Here is a 21,287-nt window from a genome sequence, read left to right as displayed (position 1 = left end):
AGGTTATGTCGCTATTAATTTAGTTGATCGGTGGCAAAGCACATAAAAAAATCCGCAACACGAGAGCGTGTTGCGGATGAAAAAATTTAAACTCACAGCAAATGTGAATTACTTCTTAGCTTTTTTACCACAAGAACTTTTAGCCGCCGCTTTTATAAGTTCCGTACCTTCATCCTGCGTCAGTAACCCAATATTCACTTGGTCATTTTTAGCGTGAGCCACACAGCTTACGTATTGACCGTGATTTTTCCAGTCAGAATCACATGCGCAAAGATTGGCGACATTCTGGGTTCCAGAACACCCAAATTGATCAACTGTTGCGCCATCAGCTGTTGCTGGACAGCTGTCATCGGTATCAAAGATGCCGTCGCCGTCAGCGTCAACGACTGGGAAATCATTCCCGTCATTTGGATTAGTACCTGCTGTAACTTCCTCACCATCATTAAAACCATCGCCATCGCTATCAGGATTTAATGGATCGGTCTCCGTGAGAACTTCTTCAGCATCGGTTAAACCATCATCATCAGTATCGGCAAATACCACGGTTGTGTTTGTTTCTAGCTGGAACATACCACCCGCTAAACCGCCACCATCAAAAATAAGAAAATCGAGTGTGTGCGTGCCGTCCAAGTTGACTGGATATTTAGATGGCACCGAAGTCGCTGCTTGGAAACCTACTAACGTTCCATCCACGTAAATCCACGAGCAGTTATCTGCCAACAAGTTCAGCAAAAACTGACCGTTTCCGGTGACTTCCGTCGTGTAGCGTGTCCAGCTATGACCTTGAGGTCCGCGAGAGTTCAAGTCGCTCCAGGCGTTAATCCAAGATGCGTTTAAGCCCGAACCTGGCTGCCATGGGTGGGCATTGGTTCCAAACGAAAAACTGGCATGTGGATTCTGCCAATTAGCTGAAAGATTGACAGCAGGATTCACTGAACACGCTTGAGTTGGCCAATCAACAATAGCAGCTGATGGGAATATAGGATCCCAAGCGGTAACTGAAGAGTCACTGGTGTAAACATTGGTATTTGCTTGAGCGGCCTGCATGCTTATTGCTGCCACGGCGATGATTGATAGCCTTTTCATAGCTGATTTCATGGTTTTACCTTTCTTAGATAGTGTTATATTTGCATCAGACATGAATTAGATCGCCGATAAAACCGCTCTTATATAGCAGCATCTCTATTCATTCAGAGCTCCAGAAGAACTTCAGGAGAGAAGTTATATTAACATTGTTAAATTTAGGCAAATATCATTTGATATATCTAATATCGAATAATTTATATCACCCTATTAACTTTATATTGAATTTATATTAAACATATGATTTAAAACATTTGTTTTAATGGAAGCAGTCAGATGAAACTCTCTCTATCACACATCTCTGCCGGCGCTACAGCAGTATTTGTTGGTTATAGCAGTGCTGTGGTCTTGATACTTGAAGCGGTGAAAACGCTTAATGGCTCACCAGATGTGCAAAGTTCGTGGCTACTTGCACTCGGCCTCGCTATGGGTATCACCAGTATTGTCTTGTCCTTACGTTATAAGGCGCCAATTTTTACAGCGTGGTCGACGCCAGGAATCGCTCTACTCATCGTGGCACTTCAAGGTGTATCGCTCTCGCAAGCGGTTGGTATTTTTATTTTCTCATCTGCGCTTATTGCCTTGTTTGGCTTAAGCGGCATTTCAGATCGCCTGATTAAATACATTCCGGTATCGGTAGCTGCGGCGATTCTCGCCGGTATTTTGTTGAAGTTTGTATTGGCAGTCATGCCGGCAGTTTATGAGCAGCCGATTATCGCCGGTTCGCTTGTGATTGCATTCTTTGTGCTGCGTTATTTCACGCCTCGGTTTGTATTCTTCTGGGTGCTCTTGCTCGCTGTAGGGTTACCTGCCTTCATGCAAGATCTCGATTTTTCCCAGCTGTCATTTTCGATGCCGGCATGGGTTTGGGTTTGGCCCGAGTTTGATTTGGCATTAATGATTGGGGTTGGTATACCATTATTTGTCGTGACGATGGTATCGCAGAACCTTCCGGGAATTATGATGCTGCGCAACAACGGTTATACGCCGCCCATGTCGCCACTTCTTACATCCACCGGTTTAGCTGGTTTAATTCTCGCTCCGTTGGGCGCTTTTGCAATTAATCTCGCAGCAATTACCGCTGCTATTTGCCAGTCACCCGAGGTTGACCCGGATAGCTCTCAACGTTACAAAGCAGCCGTGGCCGGCGGTATTTTTTACCTCCTGGCTGGCTTAGCAAGTTCAGCGATTGTTGGGCTGTTTCTGATGTTGCCTGCTGCCGTCACTGCCACCATCGCCGGCCTAGCGTTACTCCCGGTGTTAAGCACGAACATGTTCAAAGCTTTCAGTGACGCAAATAATCAACTGCCGCCTGTTTTGGCTTTCTTAACCACCGCATCCGGGACACATTTTTTCGGAATTAATAGCTCGTTCTGGGGGTTACTGATTGGCATTCTGGCGTTCTATCTTGCCCAGCACATCAAAGCAAAACAGGCGGGAAAATAATTCATCAAAAAACCCCTATAACGTTGCAATTATTGGGGTTTTTAAATTACCGAAGATTAAATTTTATTTTTCTTCTTTTAAGTAGGTGTCGAGCCAGCGAGTTTGTTCCCACAGCATATGCAGAATTGACTCGCGCGCACGATATCCATGCGACTCATGCGGTAACATCACCAAACGCGAACTACCACCTAAGCCTTTAATAGCTTGATATAAACGCTCAGACTGCATTGGGAAGGTGCCCGAGTTGTTATCGTTTGACCCATGAATCATCAATAGTGGTTCGTTGATTTTATGCGCATGGAAAAACGGTGACATGCGAATGTACAAATCAGAGTCATCCCACACAGTACGTTCTTCACGCTGGAAGCCAAATGGCGTCAAGCTTCGGTTATACGCACCACTTCGAGCAATACCTGTTGTGAACAAATCACTATGCGCCAGCATATTCGCAGTCATAAAGGCACCATAAGAGTGCCCGCCAAGCGCAACACGTTCAGGATCAGTGACGCCCAGATCAACACCCGCTTTAATCGCCGCCTTTCCGTTCATCACTAGCTGCTCAATGAAGGTATCATTCGGTTGCTTATCGCCCTCACCGACAATTGGCATGGTGGCGCTATCAAGCACGGCATAGCCTTGGGTAGCAAGGTATTGCGGCCCCCAATAACTGATACGAACGAATTCATAAGGTGAACCCGAAACCTGCGCTGCTGCGGCAGAACTCTTGTATTCGCGCGGGTAAGCCCAAACCATTGTTGGTAGAGCGCCATCACGCTCTTTGTCATAACCAGCTGGTAAATACAGCTCAGCCGACATTGGCAAGCCATCTTCACGCTCGTAAGTTATTAACTCGCGTGTAATGCCTATTGTGTGCGGCATTGGGTGTGGCGTTTCTGTTAGAGCGCGAAGCTCGTTATCATCTAAATCTCGAACAAAGAAGTCTGCTGGGTCATCAACACCTTCACGTTGCATTAAGAACGTAAGCTCTTCGGCATCAATGATATCGCGCGGCTGCTCAAAGTATGGTGCTTCACTGCGCCACAAGCGCTTGCTCTTACCAGTTGCTAGGCTGTAGCTGTCCACAAATGGACGATCGCCTTCATCAGATGCGCCTGTGCCTCTTAGCAATACATTGTCACCATCAACATACAATAACGTACGGCCATCGCGTCGCACGGTGAACGGCTGACCTGGATCGTTGTAGCGATCTTCCCACGAGCGTTCCCAAACAAGTTTTGGCTCAGTTTTGCCGGTGCTATCGACTAACCACAGCTTCTCATCGCGATCTGCCCACCAACGTTCCCACACCAACATGGTGTCAGCATCAGCAGCCAACAAACGCGAGTACCGCTTACTTAAATCGAGTAGTTTTTGTGGCGCTTCGTTAAACGGCGCAGCTTGTTGGAAAACACGGTCACGAATTTCAGTTTTAACAGCTGGGTCACCTTGGTCGGCGGCTTCAGCCCAAACTAAAGTAGCATCCGCGTCGTTGCGCCAGCTAATCGAGCGGCGTCCTTGTTCAACGGCGTCAAAAGCGATCGGTAAGTTATCTGCTAACGGTTGCTCAGCAACGGTGTAAACCGTTTTGCCGCTGGTATTCCAAACCGTTGTTGTGACTGGGAAGCGATACCAAGGCACCGCATAAGAATATGGACGTTCAATATTCGCAACCAGCAAAAACTCATCGCTTGGCGAGGTACTTACACTGCGATAAATAGCCGGCTCACCAACTTCTTTCGTGCGACCATTCACGCCAACATAACTAATCTGGCTGGTAAAGTAATAATCAAACAGCAATTCATCTTGCTTGTTTTGTAGTAAGTCTTGATACGTGCGCCCTGGTGCTGTGCGCCCCATGCTTTCAGTGATGACAGGGCCAGTCGGTACTGTCCTCAGTGCCGGCTTTTTCAAGCCTTCGGCTACGGTATAAGTGTATAAACCTTCGCTGTCATGACGCCACTCTAACATCGGACCCCACACGGCATTCAAAGACTGTTTCGTTAAACGTTTGGCGCGCGTCTTTTCAACATCAACAAGCCAGAGTTCAACATTTTCGGCATTCATTTGTGCAAACGCCACATACTCACCGTTCGGTGCCCAGCTAGCGCCAATAATTTTCAGCTGTTCCGGCAAACCCTTAATACGCAGATTCTCGCCTGAAGCTACATCAACGAACGTTAACGAACTAATGTATCGCGCTTGGCTCACCGTATAGTTAGCTGGGTTAATGCGACGTCCAGCCAGTTTTAATTCGTCAGCGGCAACATCAGCGATTGTTGGGAGCGACGGATAATTCATTACCATCAACAAGTCACCATTAGGGCTCAAGCTTCCGCCTGGTGACGGTGCCGCATCAACAATATCAATGAGGGCTTGAGTTGGTTGCTGATAATCAATTTTTACAGGGTTCGCATGAGCTGCTGAACTCAATAAAAATGAGCCAAGCCCCAACGCCAGAACCAATGCATTTAATGCAGAAGGTTTGTTCATAAACAATGCCTTTTCGTTGTTATAGATGTTGTTATCAAGTTAACACAGTTTCGCAAACGGCTAATTTCCCCAATCGCAAACATCATGTGATTCAACGCATTGTTGTCGTCGCGCATTCTTTTCGTATATTTGGTTAGAAGGTTGGTTAGACAGTTGATTAAACGCTAACTATACTTCGATGGCTTACTGGTACAGCCTAAAAAACGAGCTGTCCCGAGGAGGTCAACCATGAGCTCTCAATTCCCTAAAGATCCGCAAAAAACGCTTGGTCAGCGCGGTGTCTGGCAACCTAAACTATCACCACATAAGTTAAAAAGTCCGTCAGTGTGTTCACAGTGTGGTGTTGTCTATCAAAACTCTCGCTGGCAGTGGCTTCAACAGCCAAAAGCAGACGCCGCCGAAGTGATTTGTCCTGCTTGCGAACTCATACAAAATGGCCAGTCGAATGGCAGCTTGAAACTTTCCGGTGATTTTTTCCAGGAGCACCGAGATGAAATTCTCGGGCTTATTCGGCATGTCATCGAAGATGAAACCAAACAGCACCCTATGAACAGATTAATTGATTTGCGTTCAGATGTTGATGAAACTTTACTGACATTTACTGATAGTCATCATCCGAAGCGAATCGGTCATGCCTTAGAGCAGGCCTACGATGGTCAGTTTGAAATTAACTACAACGAAGATTACTGTGAAGCTTCATGGCGACGCTAACTAAATCGTTGTTGATGCGTCACGAAGTGATCGTTTTTGGCATAAAGTCGCTATTCATTGAATAACGTCGTGCTTTGACGTTCATCTATTATCAATTTGTTGTGGAGCTTTCATTATGAAGCAACCGGTTCAATCTAAAATAGGCAAGCGCGTTGCGCTTATAGCTGCAGCGGGTGTTGCTGGTGTAACTTTATTCTCTGCGGTTGCGGGTGGCACGCAGCAAGAAGTCGCCACAGCTCAGCGAGCAGCGCAGAGCTTTGTAGCGACAGATAAAGGATGTTTAGCGACGTTCGACCATAGCATGCGAGCATTGCATTCGAAGGATAATCACAACCTCTGCGAACTGACTGAGAATCGCGTCGTGATGGTGGTCAACACGGCGAGCAAATGCGGTTATACAGGCCAGTTTGAGGGGCTTGAAGAGCTTTACCAAACCTACAAAGATGAAGACTTCGTCATTTTAGGCTTCCCGTCAGACTCATTTCGCCAAGAGCACAATGACGAGGAAGAAACAGCAACGGTTTGTTTCGTTAATTTCGGCGTCACCTTCCCAATGATGGCGACTACGCCAGTAAAAGGCGACGAAGCTAATGCAATTTTTAAAGCATTGACTCAAGCGACTGAGCAGGCGCCAGGTTGGAACTTCCATAAATACATCGTTTCAGCAGATGGCAAACAAGTCACAAGCTTTCCAAGCAAAATAGAGCCGATGGATAAAAGCATTACCAATGTGATTGATAAGTATCTCAGCGAATCTGCTGAATAATCCATCGATTAACATCTCTTATATTGCGCTCACTTCGATTTGTGGTCATTATCTTTAGAACCACAAACCGAAGGACGAGGACTTTGTGCCAAAGCCAGTCATAGTTATTCCTGCATATAATCCAGATGGAGAATTGCTACAGTTAATTGAATCGCTGCAGCAATCACGCCAACACTATGACAGCATTGTTATTATCAATGACGGTAGCGCAACCGATGAGGTGTTTTCCCGACTGCCAAAAGTTAGCTATTTGCATGTAATAACGCATGACGAAAATCGAGGCAAAGGTGCAGCGCTGAAAACTGGTTTTCAGTGGATACTCGATAATAGACCAAACAGCCTCGGCGCAATAACAGCCGATGCGGATGGCCAGCATTTACCGAAGGATATCATTCGGGTGCTTGAAGAATTTGCTCAGCATCCTGAAGAGCTTTGGCTTGGCAGTCGCAATTTCAAACGACAAGGTATTCCGTTTCGTTCATGGCTTGGTAATACTTTTGCTCGTTATACCTTTCGCCTTGGGTTACGCATCAATATTCCAGATACCCAAACCGGATTACGTGGCATTCCTATTCAATTGTTAAATGCGTTGGTTCGTACGCCAAGCGATCGCTATGAGTTTGAACTTGATATGTTGATTCTAGCGAAGCAGGAAGACGTTCCATTTCGCTCGGTCGCAATCACGACCGTTTATGAACACGGCAATGCCAGCAGTCACTTTCGACCGCTGCAAGACTCCGCGATTATCTATAAGAAATTTCTAAAGTTTGCTGGTGTCGGCATGGCATCAGCCGGCTTAGACTACGGCTTATTCGCACTGGTGTATGGCTTCACTGGTGAAATTTTATTAGCAATAGCATCTGCACGATTTGTTTCAGGTATTTTTAACTTCACCCTCAACAGACAATGGGTATTCGGTAAAGGGAGTTCGCTTGCTAGAGATGCGGCGAAATATACGACACTCGCCATTGTGCTAGTGCTCGCTAATTACCTACTCACCAAATCATTCTATGCCATTGGTTTGTCGCCCTTTATTGGAAAACCTATCGCCGAAGTTACTGTTTTTCTACTCAGTTATGGCTTCCAGAAAAAGCTCGTGTTCAAGCGCAAAGTGTAACCTCGCTTGAACATATCTTTTCTCATGATTATCGTCTATAACATATAACACAGCCGCAACAATGGGTTACGGCTCATTACAGTGAGATGACGATTATGTTGAATGAATTCAAAAAATTTGCCATGAAAGGTAATGTTGTTGATATGGCTGTAGGTATTATTATTGGCGGCGCCTTTAGTACAATTGTAAAGAGCTTTGTCGCCGACATTATTATGCCACCCATTGGCTTATTGCTTGGTGGTGTCGATTTCACCGATATGTTTGTTGTATTGCGTGCCGGTGTTGAAAATCCAGGCCCTTATGTCGCCCTTGCTGACGCACAAGCCGCCGGTGCGGTGACAGTGAATTACGGATTATTTATTACCAACACCATCAGCTTTATCATTGTTGCATTCGCAGTATTTTGGCTGGTTAAAGGTATGAACAGCATGCGCACCAAAGAAGAGCCTGCGCCGGTTACCACAAAAACCTGTGAGTTTTGTGCAACAAGTATTCCGCTAGCGGCAAAACGCTGCCCAGCTTGTACGTCGGAGTTATCTTCGTAACCATTTTTGATGATAGATAGGTTGTATCCATGACTGATGTTGTGCCGTGGCTTGAAACTGAACAAACGCCTTTTTTATTAATCGACCAACAGCGTTTTTTGACCAATGTTGAGCGATTACAAAAACATATTTCGGCGCTTGGGTGTCATCTGCGGCCGCATCTCAAAACCTTACGTTCTGTAGATGCCGCACGCTATATCTTGCCGACACTGTCGTCTCCGGCAACAGTATCGACATTAGCTGAAGCAGAGGCGTTTGCCGATGCGGGTTATACCAACTTGCTTTATGCCGTTGGCATCAGCGCGAACAAACTCGACAGAGTTCGAGCCCTTCTGGAGCGCGGTGTTCAATTACACATTTTGCTCGATAGCATAGCGCAAGCCCAAGTGGTCATCGACTACGGTCGAAAACATGGCGTTTCGTTTTCTGTGTTCATTGAAATTGATTGCGATGACCATCGCGGCGGACTACCGCCGCACAGCCCCCTAATTGGTCATATAGCCCAAGTACTTCACGACAATGGTATGCGTGTTACCGGTGTTATGTCACATTCTGGTGGCTCTTATGACGCAACAACCACCGCAGAAATTGTGCATGCTGCAGAACAAGAGTGTGCGGCAATCCGCCAAGCCGCGGCGCAAATTCGTCAGCTCGGTATGGATTGCCCAATTCTGAGCGTTGGCTCGACACCAACCGCACATTTCGCCGAAGATCTAAGCAATATCACCGAAGTTCGTGCTGGCGTGTACACCACATTTGATCTGGTGATGTATAATCTTGGCGTTTGCACTCTTAACGATATCGCCATGTCGGTTGTGACAACTGTTATTGGCCATAACGCAGATAAGAATTGGGTCTTAGTCGATGCCGGTTGGATGGCACTGTCACGCGACCGTGGCACCGCGTCACAACACAAGGACTTTGGCTATGGCCTTGTCTGCGACAAAAACGGCATACCATTAGAAAATGTTTGCGTTACCAAGGTCAACCAAGAGCATGGGGTCATTGCCCTACCCAATGACTACACTGTGCAAGACTTCCCTATCGGCACTCAATTGCGTGTGTTGCCAAACCACGCTTGTGCCACCGCGGCCATGCATCAACATTACGTGGTTGAGACCACGCAACATCAACGCGAAATTTGGCCACGTATTTTAGGTTGGTGACAACGGTAAGTGACCAGTTTTTACGTAGATGATTGTTTCTTGCTCAACTAACGGCGTATGCGTACTCATGTGCGGGCTGCGCAGCCATGTTCCGGCTGGATAGCGTCCGTGCTCGTCAATAAACTCGCCACTTAACACCAAAATTTCCTCACCGCCGAAATGCCGATGCGGTTTAAACACTTCTCCGGCAGGCCATTTGACCAACGCACAATGTTCAGTTTCATGGCTATATAACGGCATAACCTGCAGCCGTCCTTGACCCGGAAGCCATGGCGTAGTGTTGGTATCAATACGCACCACTTGTTTATCAGTACCAGAAAATTGGTGAAGTTTGACGAACAACGTACAACCTTGTTCGCTATATGGGGCATGCGAGGAGCCCGGTGGGTTACGAATATAAGTACCAGCAGGGTAATCACCATGCTCATCTGAAAATACGCCATCGAGCACAAAAATTTCTTCGCCTAACGGGTGTTCGTGGGTTTGAAACGAAGCGCCAGGCTCGTACTTCACAATGCTTGTTGCGCGACCGCGCTCTGCTTCTTCGCGTTCAAGCGGCTTACGCAACACACCACCGGCTGGACTTTTGACCCAATCAAGCTCAGCGCTTCGAATCACAACACGTTGTGAGAAATCCATATTAAACATGGAACTGCATTCTCCTTGAACCAACTCATTTTACTGAACAGGTGTTAATACCCAATACTTTATACAAACCACAGAAACGGAAGATTCCAGTGGCAAGAACCACGGCACCAAGAATCCACCAAAGATTTCCCGCAGAAACGCTCCACGCAATGAGTGCGATTCCAATGATAATTCGAATAATCCGATCAGGTGTTCCGACGTTGACCATAAAGCCTCCGATGTTTTTAAGTTATTACTAAATAAAGTAGTCAATAGATCGCTCAAAGGAAAGAAAATACCCGACTCATATCAAGAAAGCGTAAATCTCCAATTTGTTATGTAAAAGTTGAACTATACTCACGAAGCAATTTGGATGGCCTGAAATTACGGAGAATTGATCATGAACTACGTTAAACTTTCAGTTTTTATTGTAATGGCAATACTTTCTTCATCAGTTATGGCACAGCAAAGCCAAGCTTCTGAGCAGGCGCGCGAGCAAACCAAAATGATGGATGAGCAACACCGCGAAGCGCGATTAGCAGAAATGGAAGCCATGCGTGAACAACGCAAGGCAGACATGGAGATGATGAAGCATGATCGTAAGGCGCAAGCTGAAATGATGAAAGAAGACAGCAAGCGCTTACGCGAAATTCATAAGGAAGAAGAGAAAGCGCTGCGCGACATGCACAAAGAAGAAATGGAAATGATGCGCGAAATGCACAAGGAAGAGCGCGAAGCCTACAAGCAAATGGAGAAATCAGAAAAAGATCGTGCTAAAGCGATGAAAGATCGCATGAAAGAAAATGATAAGCGGAAGAACAAAGACAAAAAAGACGATAATGATGATTATTAAAAATGGAATCATTCACTTGAAATACGGTCACAAGAGGTAACCTGGGCGTCAATTAAGTGAAGGATTCTAAGATGCGTTTGATCCATGTTTTATCAGCGCTTGGTAGCATTATTGTTTTAACCGGTTGTGATAGCGCACCGCAGTCGACGACTGTTGTGTACGGTTGCGGTGCGCTTGATGTAGAAGCAAACTACTCCGAACAACAAGTTGAACTTCGGTTCGGAGACCAGCAAGTTGCGCTCGGCGCAAAAACGAGCGCATCCGGGGCGCTTTACGTTAATCAAAAGCAGGAGCTGGAGTTTTGGAACAAAGGCGCACAAGCACAGTTAACTATCGCTGGGCAACCGTATCCGCTATGCATCGACAAAGCACAACTTCCGCAACAATTTAGTGCGCGTGGCAATGAGCCATTTTGGCTAGTACATGTCAACGACCATAGCGCATCACTCCGCCAACCTTCCGGTGATCGTGATTATCCCAAAATAGCAATTTCTCGACGCGATGATACAACCCAAAATGTCTGGAAAATTGAGTTGCGTTCAGACGAATTACTGGAAATTTCCGATAATATCTGTCGCGATTCCATGTCCGGTATGCCGCATCCGTACACCGCTCAGTTAATCCGTGGTGAAACAACTTTGGGAGGCTGCGCGGGAGAACCGCGGCGACTCATTTCAGGCGCATCATGGCAATTACACGCGAGTGCGCTTGAGAAGCCGCCGACCATTCAGTTTATGAGTGACAATTCAGTATTTGGTTACAGTGGTTGCAACCGTTATCAAGGTAACTATCAATTAACTGGTGAGGGGCTCAGCTTTAACCCGTTAGCCGCCACTAAAATGATGTGTTCGCCAGAACAAATGTCAGCCGAGCAAAAGCTATTTGAAGCTCTTGAGCAAGTGACCCGTTTCGAAGTGGGTGATAATGGGAACACGTTGCAATTGCGCAACAACGGCGAAACGTTGCTGCGCTTTATCAAGGCGCCTTAAGCGACTTGCTCGTCGTAGTGACTCAGCAGTAATTGCTGCGCTTGCTGTAACGGTTGAGGAGCGTTGATAATTGCTTCTTCATGCGCCTCTAACAGCTCCATCATCACTTCATTATCTTCACGGCCTTGCCACATTTTAATGTAAGTGCCCTGCTTATAACCGCGTTGTTGACGCAAATTATTCAGGGCATTTTTACCAATATAAGTTAGGTAAACGGTGTTCGCGTCACCATAAGCGTCAATCAGCGCCGCAAATAAAGTCGCGAAAAATGAGGTTCCGCATTGTAGCGCCTTGTTCGCATCACCATCGTTCGCAAGCGCAACGATGATTTCTTTTCCATCGTCAATAGTTGCCCCGCCGGTAGCACCCTGGAGAACCAGCGCAGCGACTTCTTCTGCCGCTTGTTCATGATTCAAACCACGCGCACAAGCATTTTCGACCGCATCAGATATCGCGAAATGCAAAATATCGATAAGCTCCATATTGGCTTGCGCCCAATCGGCTGATTGCTTCTTCCACCATTTGTAAGCTGTATGCTCAAAATACTCGCCAAGTTCGACCAAAATTGCTTTCACGTCGTCGCGTTTTACTTGTGGATTTTCCGGATAAGACGGATCGATGACTTGGTTAAATGCAATTTGCATTTCAACCAATTGCTTTGCTTGTTCTGGGGTCATGGCGCTCTCGTTAGTGGCAATTAATGTCAAAAATTATGAAAGCAAGATTACCATTGAAGGCTTAAGTGGGAAAGCGTTGAAAAGTGACTGATTCGTTAAATTTAGGCGTGTAACAGCACAGCATAAAGTCATTGTGATGCTCATGTGTTGCATCAGTTTGATAGTTCGCAACTGGTCGTTTGAGCGTTTGTAAAAGAAGCCCCTGCTCGGCCTTTGTCACCGCCTCAGCAAGCGTCCAACGTTCAAAAAACTGTTGCCAATGTTCAGCAGATAAGTCAGCAAAAAAACCATCTTGGTAATTGGCGACAAGTTCAGCCAAACGCTTACGCGGTTTAATACGCTCGACGTCTACGCCAACCACGTATTCAGGGCTTGCAGCGACTAATACAGCGCCTTTGGTATGACTAATTGAGCATTGCCAATTCAGTCCGCCGACGGATAGTAACGGCGCACCATTTTCTTGACGGGTTATCGACACAGCGCCAGCAGCACAATGCCAAGTACTGCAGACAAGCCAACGTAATAAGCCACGCCCAGCAAGAAATTGCTGTTGGCGTGACTCTTGTCGGTAAGCTTGCGACGCTTCTCGCTCAGCGTCAGTTACCCATGCCTCAAGCGCGGGTAATAACGTATCAAAATCTGTTGAGTAAGCAGTCGCAATCATTCATCGGTTGAAGGTTATTTGTTTACGCTAGTGTAACGCAAATAAGGCTTCACAGTTTTAAAACCTTGCGGGAATTTTTTCTCCGCATCTTCCATCGACACGCTTGGTGGGATGATCACATCGCCACCCACTTGCCAATCGGCTGGGCAAGCAACACCGAACTGGTCGCCGGTTTGCAGTGCGTCAATAACCCGCAAGATTTCGGTGAAGTTACGACCAACGCTCATTGGATAAGTCATGGTTAAGCGAATCTTGTGGTTCGGGTCAATGATGAACACTGAACGCACCGCAGCAGTCTCGCTTTCGCCTGGGTGAATCATTTCATACAACGCTGCTACCTTCTTGTCTTTGTCGGCGACAATTGGAAATTGCAGGTTGGTGTTTTGCGTTTCATTCACATCGTTGATCCAACCTAAGTGCTCTTCAACTGTATCTGTAGAAAGGCCCAAAGGCTTCACGCCACGTTTCTCGAACTCACCAGCTAATTGTGAAGTACGACCCATTTCAGTGGTACACACTGGGGTGTAATCCGCTGGGTGACTGAAAAAGAATACCCAAGAGCCTTTTGACCACTCATGAAAATCAATTTCACCTTTAGTGGTTTCAATTTTAAAGTTAGGTGCGATATCGCCAATACGTAAACCCATTGCTACATCCTCTTATTAAGTTAAAGATTGACTGAACATCTTTATTTCGTGTTTACCTAAAATAGTTGTTAAGATGAGTCCCTGCAAGTATTGACCACCGATATCCGTAATCGTTTAACCCGATTACAATGAATAAGGAGCATCAGGCATGATTCAAGCGATAATTGGCGCAATTTTGATTGGCTTGAGCTTGGGTATTTTCGGCTCGGGCGGCTCCATTCTGACTGTGCCTGTGTTGCTCTATTTGGTCAACATGCCTGCCAATCTCGCCATTGCTTCTTCTTTACTGATTGTTGCATTCATTAGCCTATTTAGCGGCTTACTCAGTGCGCGCAAGAAAATCGTTTCGTGGCCACACGTCTGGTTATTCGGCATACCAGGCATGGTTGGTGCCTACGCTGGTGCGTGGGGCGGTGCGTCTGTTGATAGCCGAATTCAGCTTTTAGTATTCGTTGTGCTGATGGCGATTGCCTCGGTAATGATGTGGTGCGGTCGCAGTAATACCGATACGCCAAAAGATGTCAAAGTTGTCCGCGTTATTATTGATGGCCTTGTGGTGGGTGCAATCACTGGGTTCGTTGGTGTTGGCGGCGGCTTTTTGATTGTTCCAGCGCTGGTGCTATTGGGTGGCGTACCAATGATTCTCGCCATTGGTACCAGCTTGATGATTATTGCGCTGAAATCCTTTGTTGGTTTTGCCAAATACTACTCCGCCTTAAGTGCGCAAGGCTATGAATTTGATTGGACCATTATTGCCATCATCTCCGTTGCTGGCATTGTCGGAAGTTACGCCGGCGCTTGGATTGGCGCACGTTTACCGCGACAGAAATTACAAAAAGCATTCGCCGTATTCCTGATTTTGATGGCTATTTTTGTACTCAGCCAGTCAGTACTGTAAGCCACGCTAACGAAAGCGTGGCAATCACTAACCATAACACAAAGGCCAATAGCAGCGGACGCCATCCTGCTACTTTGAGCCGTTCGACGGTAATGCTCGCCCCAACTAAATACAAACAGAAAACGAGTAGCTGTTTACCTATGCCAAAGGTAGCCGTGTAAAAGGTATCAAGCTGCGGAAGCAATGACGCAAATAGCATGGCAGCAATGTAGCCTGGAATGAACCACGGAACGCTAATTTTGCGCTGACCTTCAGTTTTCGTCATGCGCTGATAGACAAGCGCCGAAATAAGCGCTAGCGGAATGATCCATAATGCACGAGCGAGCTTTAAGGTTGTCGCAACTTGTAGTGCTTCGTCACCATAGGCTTGTGCCGCCCCAACAACTGAGCTGGTATCGTGAATAGCAATGGCCGCCCACACACCAAAGGTTTGTTCATCAAGCCGCAGAGCGGTTCCAATGAGCGGGAAAACTAACAAGGCAACAGCATTGAGGGTAAATACACTAGCCAGCGCCAGTGCCATTTGATCGTTTCTGGCATGAATAGCGGGAGCGACTGCCGCAATCGCACTACCACCACAAATGGCCGTGCCTGAGCCCAGCAGGTGGCTCGTCGTGGTGTCCATTTTAAATAGTCGACCGAGACCTAACGCGAGTAATAAGGTCACCACAATACTCGTGACCATCAGTGCAAAATAATCACTGGTCACCTGCCAAGCCACATTAAGATGCACGCCAAAGCCCAATGCCACAATCGCAATTGCGAGTAGCTTTTTCACCAAGATACTGGGTTGAACATGTTGCGGAATGGCATTGAAGTGGGCCATCAGCGCGCCGAAAATTAAGGCAATCGGCGCACTGACCCAAGGCGTCAACGTTAGAAGGCCGACAAGCCAAAACAATGCCGGTTTAATATGAGTCACAGCTCACCTTTGCGGTGGAGATTGACGCTTGCTTAGAGTTGGTCAATCGGCAATTTTAAATACACTTTGCCGTCGGCGTCTGCTGGCGGCATATGTCCCGCCCGAATATTAACCTGAATTGAGGGTAAAATCAGCCGCGGCATTGCTAAGGTCGCGTCGCGCTCTTCTCGCATCTTCACAAACTCCGCTTCGGTCACACCATCGTGAACGTGCTTGCTGTGCTGGCGTTGTTGCGCCACGGTTGTCTTAAATTCGTGCTCGCGCCCTTCTGTCGGATAATCATGGCAGATATAAATTTCCGTTGTTTCAGGTAGCGCCAAAATTTTCTGAATCGATTGATACAGCGTGCTTGCGCTACCGCCAGGGAAATCACAACGCGCCGTACCAACATCAGGCATAAACAACGTGTCACCGACGAAAACTTTCTCTTCATCAACGATGTAACACAGATCAGCTGGCGTATGACCTGGCGTATGCATCACACGGAAGGTCATTGACCCAACGTGAAAGGTTTCGCCGTCTTTGAAAAGGTGATCAAACTGATGACCATTGGGTAGGAATTCTTTTTCGAGGTTAAACACATCTTTAAAGATTTTCTGCACCTCTTTAATGTGTTCACCAATACCAATATGCCCCCCAACCTGTTCTTTCACAAATGGGGCTGCAGACAAGTGATCGGCGTGAGCATGGGTTTCCAATACCCATTCCACTTGCAGTTTTTCGGCTTTGACGAAATCCACCAAACGCTGGGCACCACGAGTACTCGTGCGACCTGACTTGTAATCAAAATCTAAGACCGGATCGATGACGACGGCTTTTCGCTCATCTTCACGGTAAACCACATAGCTAAACGTTTCACTGTCATCGTCCAAAAATGCTTTCACTTGTACTGCTGACATGACTTAACCTCATCAAAAAAATTGATTAATTCAGTAAATACTAAACTACTTTTTACGCGGATTAAACCCGTCTGATTTGATTATTGCTTAATCGGTGAATGCTTACTTAATTTACGTTGCAACGAGCGACGGTGCATACCCAGTGCTTGCAGTAATATCTGCGTTTGAATGGGCTTAGCGAGATAATCAGTGGCACCCGCCTTAATTGCCGCAACGGATGTCGCTATGCTGGCATAACCAGTCAAAATCACTAGATTCTTCGGTCTAAACCGTGTTTTAAGTGGCTTAATTAGCTCTAGGCCGTTCGTTTCACCGAACTTTAAATCTAAAAGAATATGATCGACTTGCGCACAGGGCTGCATATCAAGCTCAGCTTTGGTTGCCGCTGTCACCACTTGATAGCCAGCGCGCTCTAATCGGCTACTCAGCGCCTGAAGTAGATTAATGTCATCATCAATAATGAGTACGGTGTCAGCCATGCCTCGCCTCCACCGGCATACAAATTTCAGTCAAGGTATGTCCAGCTTCGGCATGCCAACTTACCGTGCCGCCGAACCGCTCAAAAGTTGCATAGCTCAGCATCGCGCCAGCACCAACACCGCGACTACTTGGCAATAATTCCCGACCTAATCCACGCTTACGAGGAGCATCAAGTGGTTCACCTTCGTTTCGAATGATCATTTGCCAAGTGCTCTCAACAACTTGCGTTTTAACGTCAATTTTCGAATCGAGCGGCGCTGCATCGGCAGCGTTGTGCAACAAACTTAAAATAGCTGGAATTAATGTTCGGTCGGCGTGAATGACACAGCCGGGCTGTTCATCGTCATGCCAATGCACACGAATATCGGGGCGGGCAATCAGCAACGCATCGCGTACTTGCTGAACGAGTTCGTTGACTTGTAGTTCGAGTACGCGGTGAGTGCGCACATCTTCGGCCACTTGCCGCCAATCTAATAGCAGGTTATGAATGCGCTTAATTTGCTGCTCTGCGCGTTGTAAATCCTCGTCATTTGGATAGCGCTGCCGCACATCTTCAAGCATGAATTGAATGGTTTGAATGGGTGTAGCAACCTCATGACTAAATTGCGCCGCAGCGGTACCAATAGTTACCAATTGTTCGTCGCGATGTTGGCGCTGATGCAAGGCTCGTAAGGCTTGTTGCTCGCGCACAATGCGCACGCGCAAGATGTGTAAGGTCACCCCAAGCAGCAATCCAGCAAAAATTTGACCGTAAACCATTGCCCTATAGTGGGTATCCATCTGATGATGAGTGGGTAGTGGTGCTTGCAGTTGCATCAGCTGCCCTGCGACCCCCACAACAATGACCAACCAGGCTAAACGAAATGGCAAGAGCAACATAGCAGCCGCCATCGGAACCAGAATTAACACGGCATAGGGGTTCGTTGCCGCGCCATTCAGCCAAATAAAGCTGTTAGCGAGCGCCGTGATCAACAGTAATATGAATGCCGTCAAAATATCCCGTATGGTCAATTGTTTTAGCTCCTACCGAATTACTGTTTAAGTATGAATCAGTTTGACAAGAATGCCAGTTGCGGGGTTTGAACAAACCACACAGGTCAACGAACCAGGTCGTACTTTCTGGTTTAAGCTGGATTATCACCTGTAACTGGGTATAAAATTGCCAACTTCATTTATAACCAAACATGATTGAGAGCAATTTATGGGTCGCGCGTATCAAAACCGAAAAGATTCGATAGCCAAAACCGCCGCTGCAAAAAGTAAAGTTTACAGCAAGTACGGTCGTCAAATTTATGTAGTGGCTAAGCAAGGCGGAGTTGACCCCGATGCGAACTTGCAGTTGCGCAGCCTCATCGATAACGCCAAAAAAGACCAAGTTCCTGCGCACGTTATCGAAAAAGCGATTGATAAAGCCAAGGGCGGTGCTGGCGAAGATTATTCACCAGCCATGTATGAAGGTTTTGGCCCAGGCAATTGTATGGTTATGGTTGATGCCCTTACCGATAACCCGAACCGTACCATTGGCGAAGTACGCAACTGCTTCACCAAAACCAAGTGCAAACTCGGTGCACCGGGTAGTGTTTCGCACATGTTTGATCATTGCGCTATTTTGCGCTTCGCTGGCGACGATGAAGACGCGGCACTTGAAGCCCTCATGATGGCCGATGTTGATGTAACCGACATTGAAACAGACGAAGGCTTTATCACCGTATTCACACCGCACACTGAATCGCACAAAGCGAAAGTTGCTCTGCAAGAAGCCTTTGCGGGCATTGAATTTGAAGTTGATGAAGTACAGCATCTGCCGCAAATGATGACTGACCTGACAAGCGAAGAAGATATTGCGCAGATGGAGAAGTTGCTAGATATGCTGAATGATTGTGACGATGTGCAAAACGTCTACCACAACGCCCAGTGGTAACTTCGTTAATCGTTAATCGTTGTTCGTAAAAAAGACCCAGCGTAAAACGCCGGGTCACGAATAACTAATAACGAACAACCAATAACGCTTTTCGTTATTGCAGTAGGTTGAGGATGAAGGCATATTCTTCTGCAATTTCCTTCATTCGGGCAAACCGACCACTACTACCACCATGCCCTGCGCTCATATTGGTTTTGAACATCAGCGGGTTCGCATCGGTTTTATGGGTGCGCAATTTAGCAACCCACTTCGCCGGTTCAAAGTATTGAACTTGCGAGTCGTGTAATCCGGTGGTAACCAAAATTGCCGGATAATCCTGCTTCTTCACTTGGTCATACGGTGAATACGACAACATGTAATCATAATATGGCTGGTTCTTCGGATTACCCCACTCGTCAAACTCATTGGTCGTGAGCGGAATGCTCTCGTCTAACATGGTGGTTACCACATCAACAAACGGCACATGAGCCATTAAGCCGCGATAGTGTTCCGGTGCCATGTTCGCCACAGCGCCCATCAATAGGCCACCGGCGCTACCACCCATACCGAATACTTTGTCAGGGTGAGCATATTTCTCGGCAACAAGGTGCTTGGTGACGTCAATGAAGTCAGTAAAGGTATTAATTTTCTTCAGCAGTTTGCCGTCTTCATACCATTGGCGCCCCATCTCTTGTCCACCACGAATATGCGCAATGGCGTAAACAAAGCCGCGATCTACAAGACTGAAAATAGTCGAGCGGAAATATGGATCTGAGCTACTGCCATAAGAGCCGTACGCGTACTGGTACAACGGTGCCGTACCATCTTGCTTGAAGCCTTTTTTGTACAACAGCGATACCGGAATTTTCGTGCCATCTTCTGCGGTTGCCCAAGTGCGTGCGGTTTCATAAAGACTTGCATCGAAGTTCGGTACTTCGTTTTGCTTTAATAGCTCTTGCTCGCCGGTCGCCATATTGTAAGCATATACCGTCGACGGGGTTGTCAGTGAGCTGTAGGTATACCGCAATGTGTCGGTATCTTGTTGCACGTTACGCTCAAACACGGTGACGTAGGCCTCTTCGTCAGAGGCAATAAACTTCGCTTCTTCAGGAGCATTCCACGGAACGATGCGAATACGGCGCAAGCCATCACTGCGCTCATTCATGGCGAGGTAATTACTAAACACAGCGAAGTCTTGAATAAATACGTCATCACGATGTTCGACTAGAGGCTGCCATTTTGATTTATCGCCAATATTTTCATGAGCAACTTGCATCATTTGGAAGTTTGGCGCATTTAAATCGGTGCGGATAATCCACCGGCCATCGAGGTGATCAGCACTATACTGAAAATCTCGCTCACGCGGCGCCAGCACTTGGAATTGACCGTCAGGTTCATCCGCATCGAGGACATGTACTTCTGTTGAAACCGTTTGATCCAAGTTAATCTGAATGTACTCACCGTCAGTGGTGTTGTTCACCCACATGTAGAACGTATTGTCTTTTTCTTCGTAAACCAGCTCAGCAGTATCTGCAGCTTCGCCAACGCGATATTTCATCACACGAGTAGAAAGCAACGTCTGCGGATCATTCTCAATCACAAACAGCGTTTGATTATCCTTCGCCCAAGCAATCGATGCAGATAAGCCAGTTAAAGTCTGAGCGTTATCTTCGCCCGTCGTTAAATCACGAATACGCAACTCATACTGACGGCGCCCGGTGTTATCGACCATATATGCCATCAATTGCTGATTCGGGCTTACCTCAAGGTTACCGACGCTCATATAACTTTGCCCTTCAGCAAGTTTATTCACGTCAAGCATGACCTGCTCATTACCCTCTTTATCAGCACGTACATAAATTGGATATTCTTTTCCGGCTTCGTACTTTACTGAATATAAGTAATCGCCCTTTTGATATGGCACCGAGGTGTCATCTTGTTTGATGCGACCAATAATTTCGCTTTCGAGCGTTTCGGTCAGCTCCGCGTAATCGGCCCGATAGGCGTCATAGTAAGCATTCTCAGCTTCTAAATAAGCCAATACATCGGCGTCAGAACGACTATCATCACGCAACCAATAATAAGGATCTTGCCTATTTCCTTGCGGTGATTCCACAACATATGGCCGTTGTTCGGCAATGGGTGGCTGCGATGTCGCATCAGTAGTAGCTGTATTCTGAGATGCCGGACTACAGGCCACGAGCCACAGCGTCGAAAGAACTAAACTACTTGTATATAAACGATTTTTTAAAGCCATGTTGTTATTCCGATTTTGATGGAAATTTAACTATACGGCGCATTTGAAATTGCGCAACAAATCAGTGTTACAAGTTGTTACACTTGCTCAAAAAATGAGGTATCATCGAGCTTATTACACATAAGATTAACATGCCATCTTACAAACGTT

Annotated in this window: 22 protein-coding genes; 10 read left to right on the top strand and 12 right to left on the bottom strand. The window is 46.7% G+C overall.

The window, feature by feature from the left end; genetic code table 11:
* Positions 1–108: 108 nt before the first annotated feature.
* Positions 109–1,140 carry a hypothetical protein gene (locus tag D3795_RS09385; RefSeq protein WP_156268206.1) on the bottom strand — a complete coding sequence of 344 codons (1,032 nt, stop codon included), beginning with the start codon at positions 1,138–1,140 and terminating at the stop codon, positions 109–111.
* A 219-nt stretch (positions 1,141–1,359) separates the two neighbouring features.
* On the opposite strand from D3795_RS09385, the gene D3795_RS09380 reads away from it, so the two are divergent.
* Positions 1,360–2,529, top strand: coding sequence for a benzoate/H(+) symporter BenE family transporter (locus D3795_RS09380; protein WP_156268204.1), 1,170 nt, complete (start codon positions 1,360–1,362; stop codon positions 2,527–2,529).
* 63 nt (positions 2,530–2,592) lie between these two features.
* On the opposite strand, the gene D3795_RS09375 is transcribed toward D3795_RS09380, so the two are convergent.
* The gene (locus D3795_RS09375) at positions 2,593–5,019 is read right to left on the bottom strand and encodes a S9 family peptidase (protein ID WP_156268202.1); all 2,427 of its coding nucleotides are present in this window, start codon (positions 5,017–5,019) and stop codon (positions 2,593–2,595) included.
* A gap of 228 nt (positions 5,020–5,247) precedes the next feature.
* Here D3795_RS09375 and D3795_RS09370 point away from each other — a divergent pair, with 228 nt between their 5' ends.
* The 5 genes from D3795_RS09370 (at position 5,248) to D3795_RS09350 (ending at position 9,324) form a co-directional block, all read left to right on the top strand.
* The gene (locus D3795_RS09370; protein ID WP_156268200.1) at positions 5,248–5,730 is read left to right on the top strand and encodes a BCAM0308 family protein; all 483 of its coding nucleotides are present in this window, start codon (positions 5,248–5,250) and stop codon (positions 5,728–5,730) included.
* Between the two features lie 115 nt (positions 5,731–5,845).
* Positions 5,846–6,496, top strand: a complete 651-nt coding sequence (locus D3795_RS09365) for a glutathione peroxidase (RefSeq protein WP_156268198.1) — start codon at positions 5,846–5,848, stop codon at positions 6,494–6,496.
* An 85-nt stretch (positions 6,497–6,581) separates the two neighbouring features.
* A complete protein-coding gene (locus D3795_RS09360; RefSeq protein ID WP_156268196.1) occupies positions 6,582–7,613 on the top strand; it encodes a bifunctional glycosyltransferase family 2/GtrA family protein in 1,032 nt (343 codons plus the stop codon).
* A gap of 95 nt (positions 7,614–7,708) precedes the next feature.
* The gene (gene mscL, locus D3795_RS09355; RefSeq protein WP_156268194.1) at positions 7,709–8,158 is read left to right on the top strand and encodes a large-conductance mechanosensitive channel protein MscL; all 450 of its coding nucleotides are present in this window, start codon (positions 7,709–7,711) and stop codon (positions 8,156–8,158) included.
* 29 nt (positions 8,159–8,187) lie between these two features.
* The gene (locus D3795_RS09350; protein ID WP_156268192.1) at positions 8,188–9,324 is read left to right on the top strand and encodes a DSD1 family PLP-dependent enzyme; all 1,137 of its coding nucleotides are present in this window, start codon (positions 8,188–8,190) and stop codon (positions 9,322–9,324) included.
* Here D3795_RS09350 and D3795_RS09345 read toward each other — a convergent pair.
* Positions 9,313–9,972: a cupin domain-containing protein gene (locus D3795_RS09345; protein ID WP_156268190.1), complete on the bottom strand. Its 660-nt coding sequence runs from the start codon at positions 9,970–9,972 to the stop codon at positions 9,313–9,315. The two genes, D3795_RS09350 and D3795_RS09345, sit on opposite strands and share 12 nt — an antisense overlap.
* A 25-nt stretch (positions 9,973–9,997) precedes the next feature.
* Positions 9,998–10,180: a YgaP family membrane protein gene (locus tag D3795_RS09340; protein ID WP_126759738.1), complete on the bottom strand. Its 183-nt coding sequence runs from the start codon at positions 10,178–10,180 to the stop codon at positions 9,998–10,000.
* Positions 10,181–10,351: 171 nt separating this feature from the next.
* On the opposite strand from D3795_RS09340, the gene D3795_RS09335 reads away from it, so the two are divergent.
* Both D3795_RS09335 and D3795_RS09330 read left to right on the top strand, forming a co-directional pair.
* Entirely contained in the window at positions 10,352–10,804 is a 453-nt protein-coding gene (locus tag D3795_RS09335; RefSeq protein WP_156268188.1) for a hypothetical protein, read from the top strand.
* Between the two features lie 71 nt (positions 10,805–10,875).
* Positions 10,876–11,793, top strand: coding sequence for an META domain-containing protein (locus D3795_RS09330; protein ID WP_156268186.1), 918 nt, complete (start codon positions 10,876–10,878; stop codon positions 11,791–11,793).
* Here D3795_RS09330 and D3795_RS09325 read toward each other — a convergent pair.
* From D3795_RS09325 to D3795_RS09315, 3 genes are all read right to left on the bottom strand, one after another.
* Positions 11,790–12,470 (bottom strand): dUTP diphosphatase, encoded by a 681-nt coding sequence (locus tag D3795_RS09325; protein WP_156268184.1) that lies wholly within the window; start codon positions 12,468–12,470, stop codon positions 11,790–11,792. The genes D3795_RS09330 and D3795_RS09325 overlap by 4 nt on opposite strands.
* Before the next feature lie 61 nt (positions 12,471–12,531).
* Positions 12,532–13,134, bottom strand: coding sequence for a 4'-phosphopantetheinyl transferase family protein (locus D3795_RS09320; RefSeq protein WP_156268182.1), 603 nt, complete (start codon positions 13,132–13,134; stop codon positions 12,532–12,534).
* Between the two features lie 14 nt (positions 13,135–13,148).
* Complete coding sequence (locus D3795_RS09315; RefSeq protein ID WP_156268180.1) at positions 13,149–13,781, bottom strand: peroxiredoxin; 633 nt, start codon at positions 13,779–13,781, stop codon at positions 13,149–13,151.
* 148 nt (positions 13,782–13,929) lie between these two features.
* On the opposite strand from D3795_RS09315, the gene D3795_RS09310 reads away from it, so the two are divergent.
* The gene (locus D3795_RS09310; protein WP_173021016.1) at positions 13,930–14,679 is read left to right on the top strand and encodes a sulfite exporter TauE/SafE family protein; all 750 of its coding nucleotides are present in this window, start codon (positions 13,930–13,932) and stop codon (positions 14,677–14,679) included.
* Here the strand turns inward: D3795_RS09310 and D3795_RS09305 are convergent.
* From D3795_RS09305 to D3795_RS09290, 4 genes are all read right to left on the bottom strand, one after another.
* A complete protein-coding gene (locus D3795_RS09305; protein WP_310942418.1) occupies positions 14,660–15,601 on the bottom strand; it encodes a YeiH family protein in 942 nt (313 codons plus the stop codon). The two genes, D3795_RS09310 and D3795_RS09305, sit on opposite strands and share 20 nt — an antisense overlap.
* Positions 15,602–15,633: 32 nt before the next feature.
* Positions 15,634–16,500: an MBL fold metallo-hydrolase gene (locus D3795_RS09300; RefSeq protein ID WP_156268178.1), complete on the bottom strand. Its 867-nt coding sequence runs from the start codon at positions 16,498–16,500 to the stop codon at positions 15,634–15,636.
* A gap of 80 nt (positions 16,501–16,580) precedes the next feature.
* On the bottom strand, positions 16,581–16,979 hold the full coding sequence (locus D3795_RS09295) for a response regulator transcription factor (RefSeq protein WP_156268176.1): 399 nt from the start codon (positions 16,977–16,979) through the stop codon (positions 16,581–16,583).
* Positions 16,972–17,973 carry a sensor histidine kinase gene (locus D3795_RS09290; RefSeq protein ID WP_156268174.1) on the bottom strand — a complete coding sequence of 334 codons (1,002 nt, stop codon included), beginning with the start codon at positions 17,971–17,973 and terminating at the stop codon, positions 16,972–16,974. The genes D3795_RS09295 and D3795_RS09290 overlap by 8 nt, the downstream gene beginning before the upstream one ends.
* Before the next feature lie 208 nt (positions 17,974–18,181).
* On the opposite strand from D3795_RS09290, the gene D3795_RS09285 reads away from it, so the two are divergent.
* Entirely contained in the window at positions 18,182–18,901 is a 720-nt protein-coding gene (locus tag D3795_RS09285) for a YebC/PmpR family DNA-binding transcriptional regulator (RefSeq protein ID WP_156268172.1), read from the top strand.
* 94 nt (positions 18,902–18,995) lie between these two features.
* On the opposite strand, the gene D3795_RS09280 is transcribed toward D3795_RS09285, so the two are convergent.
* A complete protein-coding gene (locus D3795_RS09280) occupies positions 18,996–21,137 on the bottom strand; it encodes a S9 family peptidase (protein WP_156268170.1) in 2,142 nt (713 codons plus the stop codon).
* Positions 21,138–21,287: the final 150 nt, after the last annotated feature.

Origin of the sequence: Pseudidiomarina andamanensis, from assembly GCF_009734345.1 — a bacterium.
Classification (GTDB): domain Bacteria; phylum Pseudomonadota; class Gammaproteobacteria; order Enterobacterales; family Alteromonadaceae; genus Pseudidiomarina; species Pseudidiomarina andamanensis.
Note: the sequence above shows the minus strand (reverse complement) of the source record. Positions and strands in the feature narration are given on the sequence as shown.

Excerpts from the sequence above, each read along its gene's own strand:
- D3795_RS09385 (WP_156268206.1), bottom strand. The coding sequence starts at position 1,140 with ATGTCTGATGCAAATATAACACTATCTAAGAAAGGTAAAACCATGAAA.
- D3795_RS09380 (WP_156268204.1), top strand. The coding sequence starts at position 1,360 with ATGAAACTCTCTCTATCACACATCTCTGCCGGCGCTACAGCAGTATTT.
- D3795_RS09375 (WP_156268202.1), bottom strand. The coding sequence starts at position 5,019 with ATGAACAAACCTTCTGCATTAAATGCATTGGTTCTGGCGTTGGGGCTT.
- D3795_RS09370 (WP_156268200.1), top strand. The coding sequence starts at position 5,248 with ATGAGCTCTCAATTCCCTAAAGATCCGCAAAAAACGCTTGGTCAGCGC.
- D3795_RS09365 (WP_156268198.1), top strand. The coding sequence starts at position 5,846 with ATGAAGCAACCGGTTCAATCTAAAATAGGCAAGCGCGTTGCGCTTATA.
- mscL (WP_156268194.1), top strand. The coding sequence starts at position 7,709 with ATGTTGAATGAATTCAAAAAATTTGCCATGAAAGGTAATGTTGTTGAT.
- D3795_RS09350 (WP_156268192.1), top strand. The coding sequence starts at position 8,188 with ATGACTGATGTTGTGCCGTGGCTTGAAACTGAACAAACGCCTTTTTTA.
- D3795_RS09345 (WP_156268190.1), bottom strand. The coding sequence starts at position 9,972 with ATGTTTAATATGGATTTCTCACAACGTGTTGTGATTCGAAGCGCTGAG.
- D3795_RS09340 (WP_126759738.1), bottom strand. The coding sequence starts at position 10,180 with ATGGTCAACGTCGGAACACCTGATCGGATTATTCGAATTATCATTGGA.
- D3795_RS09335 (WP_156268188.1), top strand. The coding sequence starts at position 10,352 with ATGAACTACGTTAAACTTTCAGTTTTTATTGTAATGGCAATACTTTCT.
- D3795_RS09330 (WP_156268186.1), top strand. The coding sequence starts at position 10,876 with ATGCGTTTGATCCATGTTTTATCAGCGCTTGGTAGCATTATTGTTTTA.
- D3795_RS09325 (WP_156268184.1), bottom strand. The coding sequence starts at position 12,470 with ATGACCCCAGAACAAGCAAAGCAATTGGTTGAAATGCAAATTGCATTT.
- D3795_RS09320 (WP_156268182.1), bottom strand. The coding sequence starts at position 13,134 with ATGATTGCGACTGCTTACTCAACAGATTTTGATACGTTATTACCCGCG.
- D3795_RS09315 (WP_156268180.1), bottom strand. The coding sequence starts at position 13,781 with ATGGGTTTACGTATTGGCGATATCGCACCTAACTTTAAAATTGAAACC.
- D3795_RS09310 (WP_173021016.1), top strand. The coding sequence starts at position 13,930 with ATGATTCAAGCGATAATTGGCGCAATTTTGATTGGCTTGAGCTTGGGT.
- D3795_RS09300 (WP_156268178.1), bottom strand. The coding sequence starts at position 16,500 with ATGTCAGCAGTACAAGTGAAAGCATTTTTGGACGATGACAGTGAAACG.
- D3795_RS09295 (WP_156268176.1), bottom strand. The coding sequence starts at position 16,979 with ATGGCTGACACCGTACTCATTATTGATGATGACATTAATCTACTTCAG.
- D3795_RS09285 (WP_156268172.1), top strand. The coding sequence starts at position 18,182 with ATGGGTCGCGCGTATCAAAACCGAAAAGATTCGATAGCCAAAACCGCC.
- D3795_RS09280 (WP_156268170.1), bottom strand. The coding sequence starts at position 21,137 with ATGGCTTTAAAAAATCGTTTATATACAAGTAGTTTAGTTCTTTCGACG.